The following is a 20,943-nucleotide window of genomic DNA, read 5'->3' on the forward strand; positions in this document are numbered from 1 at the left end:
AAAAAGATGAGCAAGCCCTACGAAACCGCCCAGCCCGAGCGCAGTGCCGTCGACGCCATGGCCGGCGTGGTAGCCGTCGACTTCGGCACCAACTGGTGCGGCTACTGCAAGGCCGCCGAGCACGACATCGACGAAGCCTTGAAGGACTTCCCGGCCGTAAAACACATCAAGGCCGAGGATGGCCCGGGGCGCCCGCTGGGCCGGTCCTTCCGCGTCAAGCTGTGGCCGACGGTGGTCGTCATGAAGGACGGGCAGGAAGTCGCGAGGGTAGTGCGCCCCGCCGATGCGAAGGAGCTGAAGGACGCGCTGGCCCAGGCAGGCGCCGCATGAGCGCGGCCGAACCGCAAGCGGTGCGCGCTGCCCGGAACCGTCCGGCGACGGTCCTGTTTGCCAGCCTGATCGGCACCACCATCGAGTTCTTCGACTTCTATATCTACGCCACCGCCGCGGTGCTGGTGTTCCCGAAACTGTTCTTCCCGGCCGCGGATCCGGCTGCCGCCACCTTGCAGTCGTTGGCGACCTTCGCCATCGCCTTCTTCGCGCGCCCGGTGGGCTCGGCCGTGTTCGGTCACTTCGGCGACCGCATCGGGCGCAAGGCGACCCTGGTCGCCGCGCTGCTGACGATGGGCGTTTCCACCGTCCTGATTGGCCTGCTGCCGACCTATGCGAGCATCGGCACCTTGGCGCCGCTGCTGCTGGCGCTGTGCCGCTTCGGCCAGGGCCTGGGGCTGGGCGGGGAGTGGGGCGGGGCGGTGCTGCTCGCCACCGAGAACGCGCCGCCGGGCAAGCGCGCCTGGTACGGCATGTTCCCGCAACTGGGCGCGCCGCTGGGCTTCTTCCTGTCCGGTTCGACCTTCCTGCTCCTGTCGCAGACCTTGAGCGACGCCGACTTCTTCAGCTGGGGCTGGCGCGTGCCCTTCCTGGCCAGCGCGCTGCTGGTGATCGTCGGCCTGTACGTGCGTTTGAAGATTACCGAGACGCCGGACTTCCAGAAGGTCCTGGAGCGCAACGAGCGCGTGCGCCTGCCGGTGGCCGCGGTGTTCAAGTCGCATCCAGGCGCGCTGGTGCTGGGCACCCTGGCCGCGATGGCGACCTTCGTGATCTTCTATCTGATGTCGGTGTTTGCCCTCAGCTGGGGCACCACCGCGCTGGGCTATTCGCGCCAGCAGTTCCTGTTGCTGCAGCTGTTCGCGATCCTCTTCTTCGGCCTGACGATTCCGGTGGCCGCCGTGCTGGCCGACCGCTTCGACCGGCGACGCGTGATGATCGGCGTGTCCGCGGCCATCGCCGTATTCGGCCTGGCTTTCGGCCCGATGTTCGGCTCCGGTTCGCTGGCCATGGTGACGCTGTTCCTGGTGCTGGGCGAGTGCCTGATCGGCATGACTTATGGGCCGCTCGGCACCTTGCTGTCGGAGATGTTCCCGGCCGAAGTGCGCTACACCGGCGCCTCGCTGACCTTCAACCTGGCCGGCATCCTGGGCGCCTCGCTGGCGCCGTATGTGGCAACCTGGCTCGCGACCAATCACGGCCTGGGCACCGTCGGCTGGTATCTGAGCGCGGCTGCGCTCATCAGCCTGGCGGCATTGCTGCCGGTGAAGTCCGCAAAGGAGGAGTGACTATGCTGAGGGGAGGCTGTTCCTGCGGCGCGGTGCGCTACGAAACGGCGGCAAGGCCTTTCCACCGCACGCTATGCCATTGCGTGGACTGCCGCCGCGCGGCGGGTGCGCCGGCGGTGGCCTGGTTCTCGGTGCCGGCGGCCGCACTGCGTTTCACGAAGGGGACACCGGCGACGCACCGCTCCAGCCCGCAGGTCGAGCGCAGCCACTGCGGCGTCTGCGGGACCGCGCTGGCCTACCGCAACGACGCCTACCCGGAGGAAGTCGACGTCACCACCTGCAGCCTCGACGATCCCGCCGCGGCCGCGCCCCAGGACCATACCTTCGCCTCGCAGCGGCTGGAGTGGATGCGGGTCGACGATGGTTTGCCCGTGTATCCGCGCAGCCGCGGCGAAGGCGTGCCGGCTTAGAAGGAGTAGACCAGGGTCAGCGAGGTCTGGGTATCGGTGTTCTTCTTGTCTTCCGGGACCTTGCTGTCGCTGCGGGCGCTGAATGCCGCCTTCATCTGCATGGTGCCGTTGATCTTGGTGCTGAGCGAGGTTTCCGCCACCGTGTGCGTGTTGGTGGTGCCGCGTTCGACGCTGACGGTCTGACTGAAGGCGGCAGACGGGCTGACCCGCCAGCGCAGCTGGGCCGCGCCGCGCACCGTCATGCCGGAATCCTGCTCGCCCGCCGCGCTCTCGCCATGGAAGTAGCCCGGACCGATTTCGACGTCGACGGTCTTGTCCTCGCGCTTCATGAGCTGGGTGCCGTAACCGACCGCCAGGGTCGAGTAGCGGGTGTAGGCGCCGAACTTGTCGTTGACGTGGGAGCCGAGCACGAAGGCGCGGTTGCCGTCTTCCAGCAGCTTGAACGCGGCCTTGGCGGAGACTTGCCAGCGTTCGGCCGAGCGGTTCCGCGTACGGGTGCCGTCGGCATTGGCCACTTCGTCTTCCTTGAAGAAGCCGCTGAAGATGTACTCGTTGCTCCAGTTGCTCATCTCGTGGCGGGCGTCGATCTTGCCCGTTACCGAGGTGCCGGTGGTGTTGCCGGAGGTGCTGATGGCGCCCAGCTCGGCGGAGGTAAACCAGTTGCTGCCTTCCGGAATTGCGATGGTCGGCGCTTGTGTGAAATACGTGGACGACGGCGTGGTATCCGCGAAGTCGTCGGGCGCGGCGCTGGCGGCGCCGCTTGCGCAGGCAAAGGCCAGCGCCCAGATGATCTGAGATTTCATGAGCATCCCGTGGTTCAATGGATGGCCCGACATTCTAAACCAAAGCGGATCGTCAAACTCATCAAACCGGCTTTTTTTGCGACACGGAAGCATCAAAAGATAATGTAATTGTAAATTCATCATTCATTATGTTTGCAATTCAAGCTTCTACCCGCCTAGAATTGACGGGTTTTGCCGGACATACCGGCATGTATGTATAAGGGACGGACCTTGATCAGGCTAGTCATCGCCGACGACCACGAATTGATTCGCGAAGGGATCAAGAAGCTCGTGCGCCACTGCGCCGACCTGAAGGTGGCCGGTGAGGCGTCCGACCTGAAGCAGACGATCGCCCTGGTGGCCCAGGTGCATCCCGACCTGCTGGTGCTGGACATCAGCCTGCCCGATGCCGACGGACTCGACGGGCTGGCGGAGTTGCGCCGCCACTTCCCGGACCTGCACGTGCTCATGCTGAGCGCGCACCCCGAGGAACGCTATGCGCTCGCCGCCCTGCGTGCCGGCGCCCTCGGCTACGTGTCGAAGGCAAGCGGCTCGGCCGAGTTGCTCGAGGCCCTGCGCCGGGTCGGGGAGGGCACGCGCTGGCTGGGCCCGCGGGTGTCCGCGCTCCTGATGCAGGAGGCGAGCTGCCCGCAGGCCGCGCCGCCGCACCACCTCTTGACCCCGCGCGAAGGCGAGATCGTCGCCCTGATCGGCGCCGGCCTGCAAATCAAGCAGGTTGCCGCCGAGCTCGGCATCAGCATCAGCTCGGTCAACACCTACCGCACCCGCATCTTCCGCAAGATGGGCCTGTCCACCAACGCGGCACTGATCCGCTACGCCTTGCGCCACGGCCTGGCCGGCTGATTATTGCGTTGCCAGTCGGCAACAATGTGAACCGACGCCTGTCGTTAAATCTGCGACAGCAAGCCTTCCGATTTACGACACCGCGAATGGCGGCTGCATCCGTCTCCCACTATGAGAGATGGCCTGCGAACGCCTGCGCCGGCGGCCTGCTGCCACCCTCGTCAATACGCCGGACAGCCACGAACCCCTCCTGCATGAGTGCGTCACAATGTTATAACTTATCCATCTTGCCTATCGATATTGCAAGTAATCCGGCAAATGAGCACGCACAAGATGACAACGACGCGAGAGAGAGAAATGGCCGTGGAGACAGTCGACATCCTGGTCGTGGAAGACAGCCCGACCCAGGCGCAGCACCTGGCGCGCCTGCTGACGAGCGAACCCGGCTGGCGGGTAAGGATCGCCGGCGACGGTGCGGGCGCACTTGCCGAAGTAGCGCGCCGGCGGCCGAACCTGATCATCAGCGACATCGCGATGCCCGGGATGGACGGCTTTACCCTGTGCCGCACGCTGAAGGACGACCCTGTGTACGCCAACCTGCCGGTGGTCCTGCTGACCAGGCTGGCGAGCCTGAACGACATCGTGCAGGCACTGGAATCGGGCGCCGACAGTTTCGTGCGCAAGCCCTACGACGGCATCCAGCTGCGCGAGCGCCTGCGCCGCATCCTGCAGGACTGCGCGCTCGGCGCGCCCGACCGGCCGCTGGAATTCATGGCGGCCGAGCGGCGCCAGATCTACGACCTGCTGGTCGCCACCCACGCCCAGGCCCTGCGCATGAATGCCGAGCTGGCCGACCAGCGCTGCGTGCTGGAGCGCTCCTGCCGCTCGCTGGCGATCCTGCACGGGATGGCCGCCGCGCTCAACGAGGCGGTCGGCGAGCAGGCCGTGGCCGAGGCCGCGCTGAGTCATCTGCTGGCCCTGCCGGGGCTGGCCGGGGCCGCCGTCTGCGCGGTGGAGCCCGACGGCGCCGTCCGGCCGCTGGCCGCGCGCGGCATGCCGGCCAGCCCTTCGATGGGCCTGCAGCTGCTGCGCCTTCCTTTGATGGTTCAGCAGCGCAAGGTCGGCGTGCTCGAGCTGCTGCCGGCCGGCCCGGCGCTGGCCGAGGCGGAACGCTCCCTGCTCGACAGTGCCGCCACCCAGCTCGCTTCCGCGCTCGAACGCGCACGCCTGTACGCCTGCATGGAAGCGCTGGTGGTCGAGCGCACCGATGCCCTGCGTTCCGAGCGCAACCGGCTGTCGGCAGTGGTCGACACCGCCGGCGCGCTGGTGGTGCTGGCGGCGCCCAGTGGCCACATCGTCATGTTCAACCGCGCCTGCGAGGAAGCGCTGGGCTGGAAAGCGACCGAAGCGATCGGCCAGCCGTGCTGGGAAGTGGTGCGCCGCGTCGACGACGAGCTGGCGGTGCGGCGCGTCTTCCAGCACCTCGACGGCATGCCCCAGACCTCGCGCATCCAGGGCGAATGGCATACCCGCAGCGGCAGCCCGCGCTCGATCATCTGGACCACGACCCTGCTGCGGCGCGACGACGGCAGCATCGAATACGTGCTCGGCACCGGCATCGACGCCACCGAGCTGCGCGGCGCCGAGGAGCGCCTGCGCTACGTCAGCAACTTCGACACCCTGACCGGGCTGCCGAACCGCCTGCTGCTGCGCGACCGCCTGCGTCAGATGAAGACCCAGGCGCAGGGAGCGGGGCAGGTACTCGGCTTCATGCTCCTGAGCCTGGGCCGGATGCCGCTGATCCGCGAGGCGCTGGGCCCGGCGGCCGAGCAGGCGCTGGTGCAGGAAGCCGCGGCGCGGCTGCGCGCCGTCGCCGGCGCCGATGCCGTGGGCCGCTTCACGGACGGCAGCTTCGCCGTGGTGGCGCTGCGTCCGGTGGCGGAAGACCTGGCCGCCACCGCGCGGCGCCTGCTGGCCGCGGTCGGCAGCCCCTATACCTGGGAGTCCGAGGAACTGCACCTGGATCCCTCGATCGGCATCGCGGTATACCCGAACGACGGTCTCAAATACGACATGCTGGTGAAGGGCGCCGAAGCGGCGCTGCGCCAGGCGCTGGAGAGCGTCGGCCAGCGCTATGCCTTCTACCGCCCGGAATTGAACCAGGGCGCGAACGACCGCTTCAAGCTGGAAAGCGCGCTGCGCCGCGCGATCGAGCGCGAGGAACTGGTGCTGCACTACCAGCCGCAGGTCGACCTGGCCAGCGGCCGCATCGTCGGCGCCGAAGCCCTGCTGCGCTGGCGCCATCCGGAGCGCGGCCTGGTCTCGCCGGCCGTGTTCATTCCGCTGGCCGAAGAGACGGGCCTGATCCTGCCCATGGGCGACTGGGTGCTGCGCGCCGCCTGCGCCCAGCAGCGTCTATGGCGCGACGCCGGGCTGCCGCTGGTGCCGGTCTCGGTCAACCTGTCGGCCCACCAGTTCGACGACCAGATCGTCGGCACCGTCGGCCGCGTCCTCGAGGAAAGCGGCATCGAAGCACAGCTGCTGGAACTGGAACTGACCGAGAGCGCCTCGATGGCGGACGCCGACAAGAGCGTGGGCCTGCTGGCCCAGCTCAAGAGCATGGGCGTGAAGCTGTCGATCGACGATTTCGGCACCGGCTTCTCGAACCTGAATTACCTGAAGCGCTTCCCGGTCGACAAGCTGAAGCTGGACCAGTCCTTCGTCGCCGACATCCTCGGCAGCGGCGACGATCTGGCCATCTCGCGCGCCGTGATCGCCATGGCGCACGGCCTGCGCCTGACGGTGGTGGCGGAAGGGGTGGAGGAGGCCGGCCAGCTGGCCCTGCTGGCCGAGCATGGCTGCGACGCCATGCAGGGCTATTACTTCAGCAAGCCGTTGCCGGCCGAGGACTTCGGCAGGATGCTGCGCGACGGCGTCACGCTGGACCTGGCGCCGCTGCTCGAAAGGCAGACGGCGCCGGCCTGAATATCGCCGGCGAGTCGCCTCAGGTTCCGATGTAGACGATCTTGAAGGCGAACAGCGCGGCGATCACCCAGACCACGGGCGCCACTTCGCGCGCCCGGCCGGTGGTCAGCTTCAGCACCGCATAGGTGATGAAGCCGAAGGCGATGCCCTCGGCGATCGAGTAGGTGAAGGGGATCGTCAGGGCGGTGATGGCGGCCGGTATCGCCTCGGTGGTGTCGCCCCATTCGATGTCGCCGAGGTCGCGCAGCATCAGGCAGGCCACGAACAGCAGGGCGGGCGCGGTCGCGTAGGGCGGCACCACGCCGGCCAGCGGCGCGATGAACAGGCAGGCGAGGAACAGCACGGCCACCGTCAATGCCGTCAGGCCGGTACGGCCGCCGGCCTGTACGCCGGACGCGGATTCGAGATAGGCCGTGGTGCTGGAAGTGCCCAGCGCCGCGCCGGCGACGATCGCGGCGCTGTCGGCCAGCAGGGCCTTGTTCAAGCGCTCCATCTTCCCTTCGACCAGCAGCCCGGCGCGGCTGGCCACGCCCATCAGGGTGCCGGTGGCGTCGAACAGCTCGACCAGGAAGAACACCAGGATCACGTTCAGGATGCCGACGGCCAGCGCGCCCGGGACGTCCAGCTTCAGGAAGGTCGGCGCCAGCGAAGGCGGCATGGACACCACGTGATGAAACTCGTTCCCGCCGAAGAAGAAGCTGAGGATGGTCACCGCGATGATGCCGATCAGGATCGCGCCGCGCACGCGCAGGCGGTCCAGGGTCACGATCAGCAGGAAGCCGACCATGGCCATGATGGCGCCGCCCTGGTGCAGGTCGCCGACCTTCACCAGGGTCGGTTCGCTGGCCACCACGATGCCGGCGTTCTTCAACGCGATCAGGGCCAGGAACATCCCCAGGCCGACCGTGATCGCCACCCGCAGCGAGCGCGGGATGCCGTTCACGATCATTGCCCGCAGGCCGAACACGGACACCAGGATGAACAGGCAGCCGGAGACGAACACCGCGCCCAGCGCCGCCTGCCAGGGCACCTTCATGCCCAGCACGACGGCGTAGGCGAAATAGGCGTTCAGGCCCATGCCCGGCGCCATCGCGATCGGGTAGTTGGCATACAGGCCCATCACCGCGCTGCCGAGCGCCGCGACCAGGCAGGTGGCGACGAACACGGCTTCTTTCGGCATGCCGGCGTCGCCGAGGATGGAAGGGTTGACGAAGATGATATAGGCCATCGTCAGGAAGGTGGTCAGGCCGGCCAGCATTTCGGTGCGGGCGTCGCTGCCACTCTGCCGAAGGTGAAATAGGCGTTCAAGCATGTTGTTTTCGCGCGTCAGGGAATGGATGACCGAAGCATAACACCACGGGCCAAAAGCGCCACTTCTTGGCTTGCCTGAAAAGTTTTCGATTGACGCTTTACTATGCGGCGCAAATTTTCATTGCCGAGCGGCACCATTGTGACCTCGTTTGCGCCAAAATCGCCTCACTTCATGGATGAGCAGCTGCTCATGCCAGTTTGGAAAGTGGTAACATAGGTGATACAAATTGGCTGGACCAAAAACAGCGAAAGACCTTGCGTCAGTAATATATTAGGCATACCATTCTGATATATCAGAAGCGTCCATCAAGGGCGCGCACCCCAACGCAAGGAGCTAGACAAGCATGACCGCCTTCATGGACAAGGATTTCCTCCTCACCACCGACGTCGCCAGGAAGCTGTACCACGAGGTAGCAGCCGACCTGCCGGTGATCGACTACCACTCCCACCTGCAACAGGGCGAAATCGCGGAACGCAAGAAGTTCCGCAACATCGCCGAACTGTGGCTGGCCGGCGACCATTACAAATGGCGCCTGATGCGCACCGCCGGCGTGGCGGAGGAGTACTGCACGGGCGAGCGCTCGGACAAGGAAAAATTCCTGGCCTTCTGCAAGGTGCTGCCGCTGGCGATCGGCAACCCGATCTACCACTGGAGCCACCTGGAGCTGCGCCGCATCTTCGGCATCGACCTGATCATCAACGAAAAGAACGCGGAAGCGATCTGGGAACAGGCCAACGCCAGGCTGGCCGATATGGACACCTGGAGCATGCTGGAACAGGCCAAGGTCGAAATCGCCTGCACCACCGACGACCCGGCCGACGACCTGCTGCAGCACGCCGAAATTGCACAATCCGCGCTGAAGACCCGCGTGCTGCCGGCCTACCGTCCGGACAAGGCCATGCGCATCAATAACCCGGGCTTTGTCGAGTACGTGGCGCGTCTGGCGGAGGTGTCGGGCGTGAAAATCGGCTCCTTCGCGAGCATGATCGAGGCGCTGGCGAAGCGCGTCGGCTACTTCCACGAGCGCGGCGGCCGCATCTCGGACCACGCCATCGACATCCCGCTGCCGACCGTGGCGGCCACCGCGGAACAGCTGGAAGCCTTCTTCGCCAAGCGCATGAAGGGCGAGCTGCTGTCCGACCTGGAGCAGAGCCAGTACCTGCGCGGCCTGCTGGAGAACATCGGCACCGTCTACGCCAAGTACGACTGGACCATGTGCCTGCACATCGGCGCGATGCGCAACAACAACCAGCGCATGCTGGCGAACCTGGGTCCCGACACCGGCTTCGACTCGATCGGCGACATGACGACCTCGAACGGCCTGGTCGCCTTGCTGTCCGCACTGGACGCCAACGACCAGCTGCCCAAGACCATGCTGTTCAACCTGAACCCGGCGATGAACGAGGTGCTGTCCACCATGATCGGCAATTTCCAGGACGGCAGCGTGGCAGGCAAGGTGCAGTTCGGCCCGGCCTGGTGGTTCAACGACCACAAGCTCGGCAACCTGAACCAGATCCTGGCCTTCGGCAACCACTCGGTGCTGGGCATCTTCGTGGGCATGGTGACCGATTCGCGCAGCTTCGCTTCCTATCCGCGCCACGACTACTTCCGCCGCCTGGTCTGCCGCCAGTTCGGCGAATGGGTCGCCGGCGGCGAGTACCCGAACGACTTCGAAGCGCTGAGCACGATCGTGCGCGGCATCTGCTACGAAAACGCCAAGAACTACTTCAAGCTTTAATCAGAGGCTGCACGTTCATGCAACGAGTAATCTGCATCCACCCGGACGACAGCATGCTGGTCGCCCTGACCGACCTCAATCCGGGCGATGTCGTCACCTGGAACGACGAGAACATCCTGGTCTCGACGCCGGTGAAGACCAAGCACAAGCTGGCGCGCCGCGCCTTCGCCGTCGGCGATGTGCTGAACATGTACGGCGTCCCGGTCGGCAAGGCCACCCAGCCCATCAGGAAGGGCGAGGCGGTCACCACCGAGAACCTGGCGCATTACGCCTCCGAAGTCGAGATCGGCGAGTCGAAGCCCTATACCTGGACCCCGCCGGACGTCGCCCGTTTCGATGGCGCCACCTTCGATGGCGTGGTCCGTGCGGACGGCCGTGTCGGCACCGCCAACTACTGGCTGATCTTCCCGCTGGTGTTCTGCGAGAACCGCAACGTCGAGCACCTGCGCAATGCGCTCGAGCGTCCGCTCGGCTACGCTACCGACGACCTGGCCACGCTGACCTTCCAGCTGCTGGGCGAGGACATGGAAGCGCCGAAGCCGGTGGTTCGTCCCTTCCCGAACCTGGACGGCGTGCGCGTGATCACCCACAACGGCGGCTGCGGCGGTACCCGGGCCGACGCACGCTCGCTGTGCAAGGTGCTGTCCGCCTATGCCGATCACCCGAACGTGGCCGGCATCACCGTGTTCTCGCTGGGCTGCCAGAACGCGCAGATCGCGATGTTCAAGGAAGCCCTCGCCAAACAGAACCCGGACTTCGACAAGCCCGTGCTGATCTATGAACAGCAGCAGTGGGAATCCGAAGAAAAGATGATGAAGGCGGTCCTGCAGGACACCCTCACGAACCTGAAGGAAGCGAACAAGGTCCGGCGTCAGCCGGTGCCGCTGTCGCACCTGAAGATCGGCGTGAAATGCGGCGGCTCGGACGGCTTCTCGGGCATCTCCGCGAATCCGACCATGGGCTATGTGTCGGACATGGTGGTCGCCGTGGGCGGCTCTTCGATCCTGGCCGAGTTCCCGGAACTGTGCGGTGTCGAGGCCAACCTGATCGAGCGCTGCGTGGAAGACGAGGACAAGCGCCGCTTCCTGGGCATGATGCGCGACTTCGAGGCGCGCGCGCTGGCGGTCGGCGCCCATTTCGCCGACAACCCGAGCCCCGGCAATATCCGTGACGGCTTGATCACCGACGCGATGAAGTCGGCCGGCGCCGCGAAGAAGGGCGGCACCTCGCCCATCGTCTCGGTCCTGGACTACGGCGAGCAGACCGACAAGCCCGGCCTCTCCTTGCTGTGCACCCCCGGCGGCGACGTCGAATCGGTGACCGGCATCGTGGCCTCGGGCGCGAACGTGGTGCTGTTCTCGACGGGTCTCGGCACGCCGACCGGCAACCCGATCATCCCGGTCCTGAAGATCTCCTCGAACAGCCGCGTCGCCGCCAAGCTGAACGACCTGATCGACTACGACTGCGGTCCCATCATCGAAGGCAAGCCCTTGCCGGAAGTCGCGCAAGGCCTGTTCGACATGGTCGTCGACACCGCCAGCGGCAAGTACACCTGCAAGGCCGACCGCCTGCAGCAGTACGACTTCATCTTCTGGAAGCGCGATATTTCGCTGTGATTATGCAAGCACTGAAACGCAGCGCGCCTTTCGCGCTGCCCATCAAGATCCTCCAGTTCGGCCAGGGCAACTTCATGCGCGGCTTCTTCGACTGGCAGGTCGACCTCCTGAACGAGCGTACCGGCCTGAATGCCGGCGTGGTGGTGGTGCGTCCGCGCGGCGGCTCCAGCGCGCCGCTCCTGGACGTACAGGACGGCCTGTTCACCGTGCTGGTGCGCGGCCTGAACGAGCAGGGCGCCCCCGTCAAGGAATACCGCACCGTCGAATGCGTCCAGCGCGAACTGGATCCGAACACCATGTACGGCGACTACCTGGCGCTGGCAAGCAATCCGGACCTGCGCTTCGTCGTTTCGAACACCACCGAAGCCGGCATCGCCGTCAACGAGACCGATGGTTTGAACGATACGCCGCCGTCGGCCTTCCCGGCGAAACTGACCCAGTTCCTGTTGAAGCGCTTCGAAGCCTTCGGCGGCGCCAAGGACAAGGGCCTGGTGCTGCTGCCCTGCGAGCTGATCGACCAGAACGGACCCGCATTGAAAAAGGCGGTGCTGCACTTCGCCCGCCTGTGGAAGCTGCCGGAAACCTTCGACGCCTGGATCGAGCAAGCCTGCACCTTCTGCTCGACCCTCGTCGACCGCATCGTCACCGGCTACCCGGCCGCGGACGCCGAACAGATCCAACAGGACCTCGGCTACCAGGACCAGTTCCTGGTGGCGGCCGAGTACTACTACCTGTTCGTGATCCAGGGCCCGGCATGGGTCGGCGAAGAGCTGAAGCTGGCCGGCGCGAACCTCAACGTGAAGCTGGTCGAGGACATCACGCCCTACAAGAAGCGCAAGGTCGGCATCCTGAACGGCGGCCACACCACGCTGGTGCCGGTCGCGCTGCTGGCCGGCCTGGAAGCCGTTGGCCCGGCGGTCGAGGACGAAGGCGTGGGACGTTTCCTGCGCGCGGCCATCGCCGACGAGATCATCCCGGCCCTCGGCATGGACCGCAAGGAGCTGGAAGCCTATGCGGAAGACGTGGTCCTGCGCTTCCGTAACCCGGCGATCCACCACCGCCTGGCCTCGATCGCGTTGAACAGCTGGAGCAAGTTCGCCGCGCGCGTGCTGCCGCAGCTGCTGCGCTATATCGATCTCAACGCGGGCCGCATGCCGCGCCGCCTGGTGCTGGCCCTGGCCGCGACCATGCTGCTGTACCGCGGCGGCGTGATCGAGCTCTCCGACGACAAAGCCAACCTCGATTGGTTCGCCCAGGCCTGGGGCAAGGTCGGCGCCGGCGAGTGGTCGCTGGCCCAGCTGGCATCGGGCTGGCTGGCGAATCGCGCGCTGTGGGGCAGGGACCTGAACGAGGTGCCGGGTCTGACCTATGCGCTGACCGTCGCGCTGGAACAGCTCGGCCGCCAGGGCGTGCGCGAGCTGCTGGCCTGATTAAAAAATAACAAGCAGGAGACGACATGAAAGCAACAGGAATGAAATTCCGTGGCATGCGCTGGTGGATGGTCGGGCTGGTCACGCTCGGCCTGATCGTCAACTACCTGGCGCGCAATACGCTGTCGGTGGCCGCGCCGACCATGATGGCCGAGCTCCACATCGACACCCAGCAGTATTCCTACATCGTGGTCGCATGGCAGGTCTGCTATGCGGTGATGCAGCCGGTGGCCGGCTACGTGCTGGACGCGATCGGCACCAAGATCGGCTTCGCGGTGTTCGCCCTGGCCTGGTCGCTGGCCTGCGCCAGTGCGGCGCTGGCCACCGGCTGGCAGAGCATGGCCTTTTTCCGTGGTCTACTGGGCCTGACGGAAGCGGCCGGCATCCCGGCCGGCGTGAAAGCCACCACCGAATGGTTCCCGGCCAGGGAGCGCTCGGTGGCGATCGGCTGGTTCAACATCGGCTCCTCGATCGGCGCCCTGTGCGCGCCGCCGCTGGTGGTGTGGTGCATCCTGCACGCCGGCTGGCAGACCGCCTTCGTGGTGGTCGGCGCGATCGGCACCGTCTGGACCCTGATCTGGGCGCTGTTCTACAAGCATCCGCGCGACCAGAAGCTGCTGAGTGACGCGGAGCGCGATTACATCCTGTCGGGCCAGGAGGCGAAGCACAGCGACGACGCGAGGAAGGCCGGCTGGCGCCAGATCGTCAGGAGCCGCAACTTCTGGTCGATCGCGATCCCGCGCTTCCTGTCGGAGCCGGCCTGGCAGACCTTCAATGCCTGGATCCCGCTGTACATGGCCACCGAGCGCCACATGAACCTGAAGGAGATCGCCGCCTTCGCCTGGCTGCCTTTCCTGGCCGCCGACATCGGCTGCGTGCTGGGCGGCTACCTGTCGCCGATCATCCACAAGCGCTTCAACGTATCGCTGTTCCAGTCGCGTAAGTGGGTGGTGGTGATCGGTTCGCTGTCGATGGTTGCGCCGGGCTGCGTGGGCCTGGTCGAGAGCCCCTACACCGCGATTCTCCTGCTGTGCATCGGCGGTTTCGCCCACCAGACCCTGTCCGGTGCCTTGTATTCGATCACCTCGGATGTGTTCGGCAAGAACGAAGTGGCAACCGCCACCGGTCTTGCCGGCATGTCCGGCTACCTGGGAGCGACCTTGTTCACGCTGCTGTTCGGCGTGCTGGTCACCCATGTCGGCTACAGCCCGATGTTCGTCGTGCTGGCCGTTTTCGATGTGCTTGCCGCCATCGTCGTCTGGATGCTGGTGCGGGAGGGCACCTCCGGCACCCCGCGTCCACCCTTGAAAGCCGTGCCGACCGTTCCGGCGGCGCACAACCCGTAATTCGTAACAGAAGAGAGCATCAAATGACGCATTTCATCACCAGGAAGACCCTCCTGGCCGCTGCCGCACTGGCCTGCCTGTCGAATGTCTCGATGGCGGAAACCACGCTCGGCGAACTGGCCAACATGAAGGTCGACACCACCATCTACGGTTTCCTCAACGGCCAGCTGGAGTCGGTCCAGGCCCAGGGCGGCGCCACCCCTTACAGCACCCGCGGCCGGGTCTCGGACGGCAATTCGCGCCTCGGCTTCCGCGGCAACATCGGCGTGTCCGACGACCTGAAAGGCGTGTGGCAGCTGGAAGCCGCGCTGAACAACTTCGACCAGGGCGGCGTCAACACCCGCGGCGAGTCGACCACCCTCAGCTCGCGCAACAGCTACGTCGGTATCGAGAGCGCGAAGTTCGGCTCCTTCGTGGTCGGTAACAATGACTCGGTCTACCGCAGCCTGATCGGCTCGGGCGGCGAGTTCGGTGGCAACCTGGGCCTGACCGTGCACGGCCTGGACGTGTGGAACAACACCTCGGCCCAGATGTCGGGCAACTTCGACAGCATCTTCTCGCGCGGCGAAGCGCGCTACAAGAACTCGGCGCACTACCTGTCCCCTAGCTATTTCGGCCTGCAGGTCGGCGCCTCCTACGGCTTCGACGAGAACCAGGAGAGCAACACCAACCGCGGCCGCTGGTCGGTTGCCGCCAAATACACCTACGGCCCGTTCTCGATCGGCGCCGGCTACGACCGCCAGAACAACACCGGCGTCGACACCGATGCGGCAGTGGCCGGTTACGGCTTCCGCACCACCGATACCTCGGGCGTGAACACCAGCTTCGCCAAGGTCATCGGCCGCTACAAGCTGCCGACCAACACCACCATCGGCCTCGGTTTCGAGCAGGGCAAGTACGGCTACGAGGAAACCTCGGTCCCGACCGCCGGCAGCTTCTACACCACCACCACCTTCGGCACCATGAAGCAGAATTCCGTGATGCTGTCCGTGGCCCAGGACATCGGCAAGGCCAGCATCATGGCCTCGGCCGGCAAGCTGTTCGACCTGAAGGGCGCGACCTTCGGCAAGGAAAGCGACTACGCCGCCAACCAGTACTCGCTCGGCGCGATCTACAACCTGAACCGCTACCTGAGCCCCTACGTCTACTACACCAAGATCCGCAACCACGCCCAGCAGAACGTGAACCTGGGCCAGGCGCCGGTGTACAGCAACAACGCCGGCAAGGAAGACGCATTCCTGGCGCCGGGCAACAGCCCGCGCGCCTTCGGCATCGGTCTGATCGCACGCTTCTAAGCAGCTGAATAAAGAGAGACACAAGCAATGAGCAAGCAAGTAATGAATGACGTCCGTCTCGTTGTGCCGATGCTGGCCATCGCCGCATCGCTGGCCGCCTGTGGCGGCGGCGGGGGCGGCGGCTCGGCCGAATCGGCCGTAACCTACACCGCGGGGAGCGTGGTCCAGGTCGGCACCACATCCTACGATCCGGACCTGCCGGCCGAGCCGACGCTGCCGTCGGACACCCAGGTCTGCGCGACCCTGGAAGCGAATCCGAAACTGGTGCGCCGCCCGGACGGTTCGCTGCCGCCGGAAGCGGACCCGAACAAGGCCGGCGTGGGCATCGCCCAGGACCCGGCCGTGATCAACCCCGACCAGGCCCGCATCCAGGCCGCGCTGGACGCCTGCGGCGCCGCCGTCGAAGCCGAAGTCGGCGCGAAGATTGCCGCTGCAGACGCCACCGCCACCGCGGCCCAGAAGGCCGCCGCCAAGCCGAACGTCAACATCGCCGGCGTGTCGGGCGAAGAACTGGCCAAGCCGACCTACAAGGCCAGCAAGTTCGCCGTGCGCCTGGTGGTCAACCCGAAGGGCGGCGACGGTTTCATTTCCGGCCCGCTGACCCTGCCGTCGGGCGTGACCCTGTGGATCGACAAGGGCGTGACCCTCTACGGCACCCGCGACGCCAAGGCCTATGCGCCGAACCTGGCCGGCCCGTACTGCGCCAACACCGCCGTCTCCTCGAGCAAGGCCGGTTCCTCGTCGAACTGCCTGCCGCTGATCGGCGGTAACAACCTGGTCAACTCGGCCGTGATGGGCGACGGTGCCATCGACAGCCGCGGCTACGCCGAGATCGTCACCACGGACAAGCTGTACCCGCTGATGAAGGTCGACATGACCTGCTCGAACACCTACGTGTCCTATGCCAAAGGCCAGCAAGCTACCGACGGTACCGCTTGCGACAACGGCGGCACCGTGGTGAATTCGAAGTCCTCGGCCCGCAACATGACCTGGTGGGACTTGGCCTACCTGGGCAACATGGTCCAGAACGGCACCACCGGCTTCGGTTCGCAGTCGAACTTCCGCATGATGGTCTTCAACTACGCGAAGAACCTGACCCTGTACCGCATCACCCTGAACAACAGCGCCAACTTCCACGTCGTGCCGAGCGGCGTCGATGGCCTGACCGTGTGGGGCGTGAAGGTGCAGACCCCGTCGCTGGCGGCGTTCGCCAACCCGGCCGGCAACGGCAACCCGCTGTACACCGGCGAAGTGTTCAACGAAGACAACGTCAAGAACACCGACGCCTTCGACCCGGGTTCGGCTTCGAAAGCCATCTCGGACTACCTGGCCACCGGTTCCACCGGCAAGTCGGCGGCCAAGATGTCCTTCGACGGCTACCTGAAGAACTTCGTGTTCGCCTACAACTACGTGTCGACCGGCGACGACGACATGGCCTTCAAGGGCAGCCAGAACCCGTCCCCGGCCGGCTCGGGCCTGCCTGGCATCGACGGCAACCGCGACGTCCGTTCGGACCGCAAGCACGGCATGGTCGTGGCGCACAACCACATCTACTACGGCCACGGCATCTCGGTCGGTTCCGAGACCAATGCCGGCGTGACCAACATCGAGGTGTACGACAACTCGTTCTGGGATTCGGAAGAAGGCCTGCGCATCAAGTCGGACTACGCCCGTGGCGGCGAGGTCAGCAATGTTCACTACAAGAACATCTGCATCAAGAACGGCCTGAACGCGCTGCTGTTCACCCCTTACTACTCGACCAAGGCGCTGCCCGCGGCCGGTCCGCTGTTCCCGAACTTCCATGACATCACCATGGAGAACGTGCGCATCCAGGGCAAGACCGCGGTCAAGCTGCAGGGCTTCCAGGCCAACACCGGCGGCTTCGGCAACCCGCAGTACCCGCTGGTCATGAACATGACCAACGTGGTGGCCGACAACCCGGACGAAGTCACGCTGACGACCTCGGACGCCAAGCTGACGGTCAAGGGCGTGAACCTGCCGCTGATCGCCACCGCGGACAACCGCAACGTGATCAACGGCGTGCCGACCAAGGCCGTCGATCCGGCTAAGGTCGTGGACTGCTCGAAAGCCTATGTCGACTTCCCGGCCATTGGCGCGTCGAACTTCTTCGGTTCGACCTGGGATTCGGCGCACTGAGCAAAAGTGCACTGAGCAATGCGGTAAACTGTAGCAACCGAGCCCCGTCTGCCCACCGGCGGGCGGGGCTTTGGTCTTGAAATACGCAGAACATCGAGGAACCTACATGGAAGCACAAACGGTCTACGCGATCGGGGAATGCATGATCGAGCTGCAGCGCAGCGCAGGCGGCACGGGCATGGATTACCGCTTCGGCGGCGATACGCTCAACGCGGCGGTCTACATGTCGCGCCTGCTCGACCCGGCCAAGGTACGCGTGGCCTACGTGACCGGGCTCGGCGTCGACGGCATGTCGGCCGAGATGCTGGCCAGCTGGGAGCAGGAAGGCATCGATACCCGTTGCGTGCAGCGCCTGCCGGAGCGCCTGCCGGGCATCTACATGATCGAGACCGACCCAAGCGGCGAGCGCCGCTTCCATTACTGGCGCAAGGATTCCGCCGCCCGCCACTGGCTCGAAGCGCCGGAAGCGGGCAAGGTGCTGGTGCAGCTGGCCAGCGCGCGCATGGTCTACCTGTCGGGCATCAGCCTGGCGATTTTGTCGGCGGCCGACCGCGAACTGCTGATCTCCGCGCTGGCCCAGTGCCGCGCGCGCGGCGGCAGCGTCGTCTTCGACAACAACTACCGCCCGCGCCTGTGGGAAAGCCCCCAGGCCGCGGCCGAAGTCTACCGCCGCGTGCTGGCCCATACCGACATCGCGCTGCTGACCCTGGACGACGAGCACGCCATCTACGGCCAGGAAACGGCGCGCGACGTGGTCGCCCGCACGCGCGGCTACGGCGTCAAGGAAGTCGTGGTCAAATGCGGCGCCGAGCCCTGCGTGGTATGGGCCGACGGCGAACTGCATGAAGTGGCGCCGGAGCCGGTGCGCGACGTGGTCGACACCACCGCGGCCGGCGATTCCTTCGGCGCGGCCTACATGGCGGCGCGCCTGTCCGGCCAGGATCCGGCAGCCGCCGCGCGCGCCGGACACAGGCTGGCCGGGACCGTGATCCGCCACCGCGGCGCCATCATCGCGCGCGAGCTGATGCCGGCATGAACGCATCGCGCCGCGTCTATCTCTGCCTGCGCCAGCGCATCGTCGAGATGAGCATGCTGCCGGGCGAGCGCGTCGTCGAGCGCGAGATCGCCGAGGAGTTCGGCACCAGCCGCACGCCGGTGCACGAGGCCGTGCAGCGCCTGGCGGACGAAGGCCTGATCGAGGTGATCCCGCGCTCCGGCACCTTCGTCGCCCGCATTCCGCTGGACCAGCTGGAAGAGGCCAACCTGGTGCGCCATGCGCTGGAGACGGCCGTGATCGAGAAGGCGGCCGAGCGCGCTGGCCCGGAAGGCGCTTCCCGGCTGCGTGCGATCCTGGCCGAGCAGGAAGCGGCGATCGCCGCCAAGGATTTCCGCGCCTTCCACCGCAGCGACGAGATGTTCCATGCGGCGCTGACGGAGCTGTCCGGCTATCCCGGCGTGTGGCCGATCATCCTGCAAGCCAAGACCCAGATGGACCGCTACCGTCAGCTGACCCTGCCGCTGGAAGGCCGCATGGCCGGGGTGCTCGAGGAACACCGCGCCGTCGTCGCCGCCATCGAGGCGCGCGATCCGGTGGCAGCGGTGAATGCGTTGCGCGAACACCTCGACCATGTGATGCCGGTGTTGGAAATCACACGAAAACTGCGTCCGGAATTCTTCACAAGCCACCTGAACCAACGCCCCCTACGTTAGAATTGCCGTACGTCAACTAGCACCATCCCGGTGCGCCGCTGTAAAAGATCCATCATGAAAGTATCGACTCGTCTCCTCATTCTCGTTGGCGCAGCGGTTGTCGCGCTCGCCACGCTTGGCGGCCTCGGCCTGACCACCTTGCAGCGCGCCATGCAGCACGACCGCGAAGCGGAAATCACCAATATGCTGGCGATGGGCGAGCACCTTGTCGCCCATTACTACGACGAACAAAAGCAGGGTCGCCTGACCGAAGCGCAGGCCCAAACCGCGGCCAAGGAAGCGTTGACCCAGCTGAACAACGACGGCAAGAGCTATTACTGGGCGCGCACGCCCGAGGGGCTGAATCTGGTGCATCCGAAGCCGGAAAACATCGGCAAGATCGCCCAAGGCGAGACCCTGGACGGCCGGCCTGACGCGCTGGCCTACCGCGAGGGCCTGGCGAAAAACCGCGTGGCCCTGGTCACGGTCAAGGCCAAGCACCCGAAGACCGGCGAGATGGGCGGGAAGCTGCAGGGCGTGATCGCCTTCGAACCCTGGGGCTGGTGGATCGGCACCGGTTTCTTCTCGGATGACATCGACGCCATGTTCTGGAACTCGGCCGGCCGCTTCTCGGCCGTGTTCGTGGCCGCGCTGGCGGCGATCTCGCTGCTGGGCTGGAACGTGGTGCGCTCGATCTCGCGCGTGCTGGGCGCCGACCCGGCCATTGCCGCCGCCATCACCCGCCGCATCGCCGACAAAGACCTGTCGCGCCCCGTCTACCTGGACGGCGCCAGCAAGGACAGCCTGCTGAACGCGATTGCCCGCATGCAGGACGAGCTGTCCGGCACCGTGCGCCACATCCGCGACCACTCGCGCACCATCGCCGAAGCCTCGCATCAGATCGCCGCCGGCAACCTGGACCTGTCCTCGCGCACCGAGTCGCAGGCCAGCGCGCTGGAACAGACCGCGGCGGCGATGGAAGAACTGACCGGCACCGTGCGCCAGAACGCCGAGCACGCGCTGCACGCCAACGAACTGGCCACGCGCGCCTCGCAGGCGGCCGCGGACGGCGGCGCCGTGATGGGCGACGTGGTGCGCACCATGAGCGCGATCGAAGCCTCGAGCAAGCGCATCGCCGACATCATCGGCGTGATCGACGGGATCGCCTTCCAGACCAATATCCTGGCGCTGAACGCGGCCGTCGAAGCCGCCCGTGCGGGCGAGCAGGGCAGGGGCTTCGCGGTCGTCGCCGGCGAGGTGCGATCGCTGGCCCAGCGCTCTGCCACGGCGGCCAGCGAGATCAAGGGCCTGATCGGCGCCTCGGTGGCGGAAGTCGGCAACGGCAGCCGCCTGGTCGGCCAGGCCGGCGCGGCGATGCAGGCCATCGTCGGCGAAATCGGCCAGGTCAGCACCATCATCGGCGAGATCTCCAGCGCGAGCGGCGAGCAGACCCAGGGCATCGACCAGATCAACCAGGCCATCATGGGCATGGACGACGTCACCCAGCAGAACGCCGCCCTGGTCGAGCAAGCCGCCGTCAGCGCGCAGTCGCTGCAGGAACTGTCGCGCGAACTGGCCGAGCTGGTGGCCGTGTTCCGCCTCGAGGACAACTGGGCCGGCAAGCCCGCTGCGGCACCGGAACCGAAGCTGCGCCTGGCTGCCTGATCGTCGCGATTCCTTCCCGAACCCTCGCGTGCCTGGCGGTATGCGAGGGTTTTTTTGCGCCATTTGATAACATGGGGCCTTGTTCACCTTTTACGATT

General features: G+C 66.0%; 16 protein-coding genes. 14 read left to right on the top strand and 2 right to left on the bottom strand.

The window, feature by feature from the left end:
* The first annotated feature begins 6 nt into the window (after positions 1-6).
* From AC07PE_RS11715 to AC07PE_RS11725, 3 genes are read left to right on the top strand one after another with little or no spacing between them, the layout of a single operon-like run.
* On the top strand, positions 7-330 hold the full coding sequence (locus AC07PE_RS11715) for a thioredoxin family protein (RefSeq protein ID WP_498764427.1): 324 nt from the start codon (positions 7-9) through the stop codon (positions 328-330).
* Complete coding sequence (locus tag AC07PE_RS11720; protein WP_498764429.1) at positions 327-1,616, top strand: MFS transporter; 1,290 nt, start codon at positions 327-329, stop codon at positions 1,614-1,616. Before AC07PE_RS11715 ends, AC07PE_RS11720 begins: the two co-directional genes overlap by 4 nt.
* Positions 1,617-1,618: 2 nt before the next feature.
* Positions 1,619-2,026 carry a GFA family protein gene (locus AC07PE_RS11725; RefSeq protein ID WP_498764431.1) on the top strand — a complete coding sequence of 136 codons (408 nt, stop codon included), beginning with the start codon at positions 1,619-1,621 and terminating at the stop codon, positions 2,024-2,026.
* On the opposite strand, the gene AC07PE_RS11730 is transcribed toward AC07PE_RS11725, so the two are convergent.
* Positions 2,023-2,829 carry a DUF481 domain-containing protein gene (locus tag AC07PE_RS11730; protein ID WP_498764433.1) on the bottom strand — a complete coding sequence of 269 codons (807 nt, stop codon included), beginning with the start codon at positions 2,827-2,829 and terminating at the stop codon, positions 2,023-2,025. The genes AC07PE_RS11725 and AC07PE_RS11730 overlap by 4 nt on opposite strands.
* A gap of 210 nt (positions 2,830-3,039) precedes the next feature.
* Here AC07PE_RS11730 and AC07PE_RS11735 point away from each other — a divergent pair, with 210 nt between their 5' ends.
* Positions 3,040-3,672: a response regulator gene (locus AC07PE_RS11735; protein WP_498764435.1), complete on the top strand. Its 633-nt coding sequence runs from the start codon at positions 3,040-3,042 to the stop codon at positions 3,670-3,672.
* 297 nt (positions 3,673-3,969) lie between these two features.
* Entirely contained in the window at positions 3,970-6,597 is a 2,628-nt protein-coding gene (locus tag AC07PE_RS11740; protein WP_498764437.1) for a GGDEF/EAL domain-containing response regulator, read from the top strand.
* Between the two features lie 19 nt (positions 6,598-6,616).
* On the opposite strand, the gene AC07PE_RS11745 is transcribed toward AC07PE_RS11740, so the two are convergent.
* A complete protein-coding gene (locus AC07PE_RS11745) occupies positions 6,617-7,909 on the bottom strand; it encodes an NCS2 family permease (protein ID WP_498764439.1) in 1,293 nt (430 codons plus the stop codon).
* Between the two features lie 343 nt (positions 7,910-8,252).
* Here AC07PE_RS11745 and uxaC point away from each other — a divergent pair, with 343 nt between their 5' ends.
* The 9 genes from uxaC to AC07PE_RS11790 all read left to right on the top strand — a co-directional run bounded on the left by uxaC (position 8,253) and on the right by AC07PE_RS11790 (position 20,845).
* A complete protein-coding gene (uxaC, locus tag AC07PE_RS11750) occupies positions 8,253-9,647 on the top strand; it encodes a glucuronate isomerase (RefSeq protein ID WP_498764441.1) in 1,395 nt (464 codons plus the stop codon).
* Between the two features lie 17 nt (positions 9,648-9,664).
* The gene (locus AC07PE_RS11755; RefSeq protein WP_498764444.1) at positions 9,665-11,263 is read left to right on the top strand and encodes a UxaA family hydrolase; all 1,599 of its coding nucleotides are present in this window, start codon (positions 9,665-9,667) and stop codon (positions 11,261-11,263) included.
* Between the two features lie 2 nt (positions 11,264-11,265).
* Complete coding sequence (locus AC07PE_RS11760) at positions 11,266-12,693, top strand: tagaturonate reductase (protein ID WP_498764446.1); 1,428 nt, start codon at positions 11,266-11,268, stop codon at positions 12,691-12,693.
* A gap of 41 nt (positions 12,694-12,734) precedes the next feature.
* Positions 12,735-14,039: an MFS transporter gene (locus AC07PE_RS11765; protein ID WP_498764776.1), complete on the top strand. Its 1,305-nt coding sequence runs from the start codon at positions 12,735-12,737 to the stop codon at positions 14,037-14,039.
* 23 nt (positions 14,040-14,062) lie between these two features.
* Positions 14,063-15,334 carry a porin gene (locus AC07PE_RS11770; RefSeq protein ID WP_498764448.1) on the top strand — a complete coding sequence of 424 codons (1,272 nt, stop codon included), beginning with the start codon at positions 14,063-14,065 and terminating at the stop codon, positions 15,332-15,334.
* Positions 15,335-15,361: 27 nt separating this feature from the next.
* Positions 15,362-17,491, top strand: coding sequence for a glycoside hydrolase family 28 protein (locus AC07PE_RS11775; RefSeq protein WP_498764450.1), 2,130 nt, complete (start codon positions 15,362-15,364; stop codon positions 17,489-17,491).
* Between the two features lie 106 nt (positions 17,492-17,597).
* Positions 17,598-18,527, top strand: coding sequence for a 2-dehydro-3-deoxygluconokinase (gene kdgK, locus AC07PE_RS11780; RefSeq protein WP_498764452.1), 930 nt, complete (start codon positions 17,598-17,600; stop codon positions 18,525-18,527).
* Entirely contained in the window at positions 18,524-19,201 is a 678-nt protein-coding gene (locus AC07PE_RS11785; protein ID WP_498764454.1) for a GntR family transcriptional regulator, read from the top strand. The genes kdgK and AC07PE_RS11785 overlap by 4 nt, the downstream gene beginning before the upstream one ends.
* Before the next feature lie 54 nt (positions 19,202-19,255).
* Entirely contained in the window at positions 19,256-20,845 is a 1,590-nt protein-coding gene (locus tag AC07PE_RS11790) for a methyl-accepting chemotaxis protein (protein WP_498764456.1), read from the top strand.
* Positions 20,846-20,943: the final 98 nt, after the last annotated feature.

It is taken from the genome of Telluria sp. GW821-FHT07G12 (genome assembly GCF_059418525.1).

Coding starts and splice junctions, on each gene's coding strand:
- AC07PE_RS11740 (WP_498764437.1), top strand. CDS start 3,970: ATGGCCGTGGAGACAGTCGACATCCTGGTCGTGGAAGACAGCCCGACC.
- AC07PE_RS11715 (WP_498764427.1), top strand. CDS start 7: ATGAGCAAGCCCTACGAAACCGCCCAGCCCGAGCGCAGTGCCGTCGAC.
- AC07PE_RS11770 (WP_498764448.1), top strand. CDS start 14,063: ATGACGCATTTCATCACCAGGAAGACCCTCCTGGCCGCTGCCGCACTG.
- AC07PE_RS11785 (WP_498764454.1), top strand. CDS start 18,524: ATGAACGCATCGCGCCGCGTCTATCTCTGCCTGCGCCAGCGCATCGTC.
- AC07PE_RS11725 (WP_498764431.1), top strand. CDS start 1,619: ATGCTGAGGGGAGGCTGTTCCTGCGGCGCGGTGCGCTACGAAACGGCG.
- AC07PE_RS11765 (WP_498764776.1), top strand. CDS start 12,735: ATGAAATTCCGTGGCATGCGCTGGTGGATGGTCGGGCTGGTCACGCTC.
- AC07PE_RS11760 (WP_498764446.1), top strand. CDS start 11,266: ATGCAAGCACTGAAACGCAGCGCGCCTTTCGCGCTGCCCATCAAGATC.
- AC07PE_RS11775 (WP_498764450.1), top strand. CDS start 15,362: ATGAGCAAGCAAGTAATGAATGACGTCCGTCTCGTTGTGCCGATGCTG.
- uxaC (WP_498764441.1), top strand. CDS start 8,253: ATGACCGCCTTCATGGACAAGGATTTCCTCCTCACCACCGACGTCGCC.
- AC07PE_RS11720 (WP_498764429.1), top strand. CDS start 327: ATGAGCGCGGCCGAACCGCAAGCGGTGCGCGCTGCCCGGAACCGTCCG.
- AC07PE_RS11790 (WP_498764456.1), top strand. CDS start 19,256: ATGAAAGTATCGACTCGTCTCCTCATTCTCGTTGGCGCAGCGGTTGTC.
- AC07PE_RS11730 (WP_498764433.1), bottom strand. CDS start 2,829: ATGAAATCTCAGATCATCTGGGCGCTGGCCTTTGCCTGCGCAAGCGGC.
- AC07PE_RS11755 (WP_498764444.1), top strand. CDS start 9,665: ATGCAACGAGTAATCTGCATCCACCCGGACGACAGCATGCTGGTCGCC.
- AC07PE_RS11745 (WP_498764439.1), bottom strand. CDS start 7,909: ATGCTTGAACGCCTATTTCACCTTCGGCAGAGTGGCAGCGACGCCCGC.
- kdgK (WP_498764452.1), top strand. CDS start 17,598: ATGGAAGCACAAACGGTCTACGCGATCGGGGAATGCATGATCGAGCTG.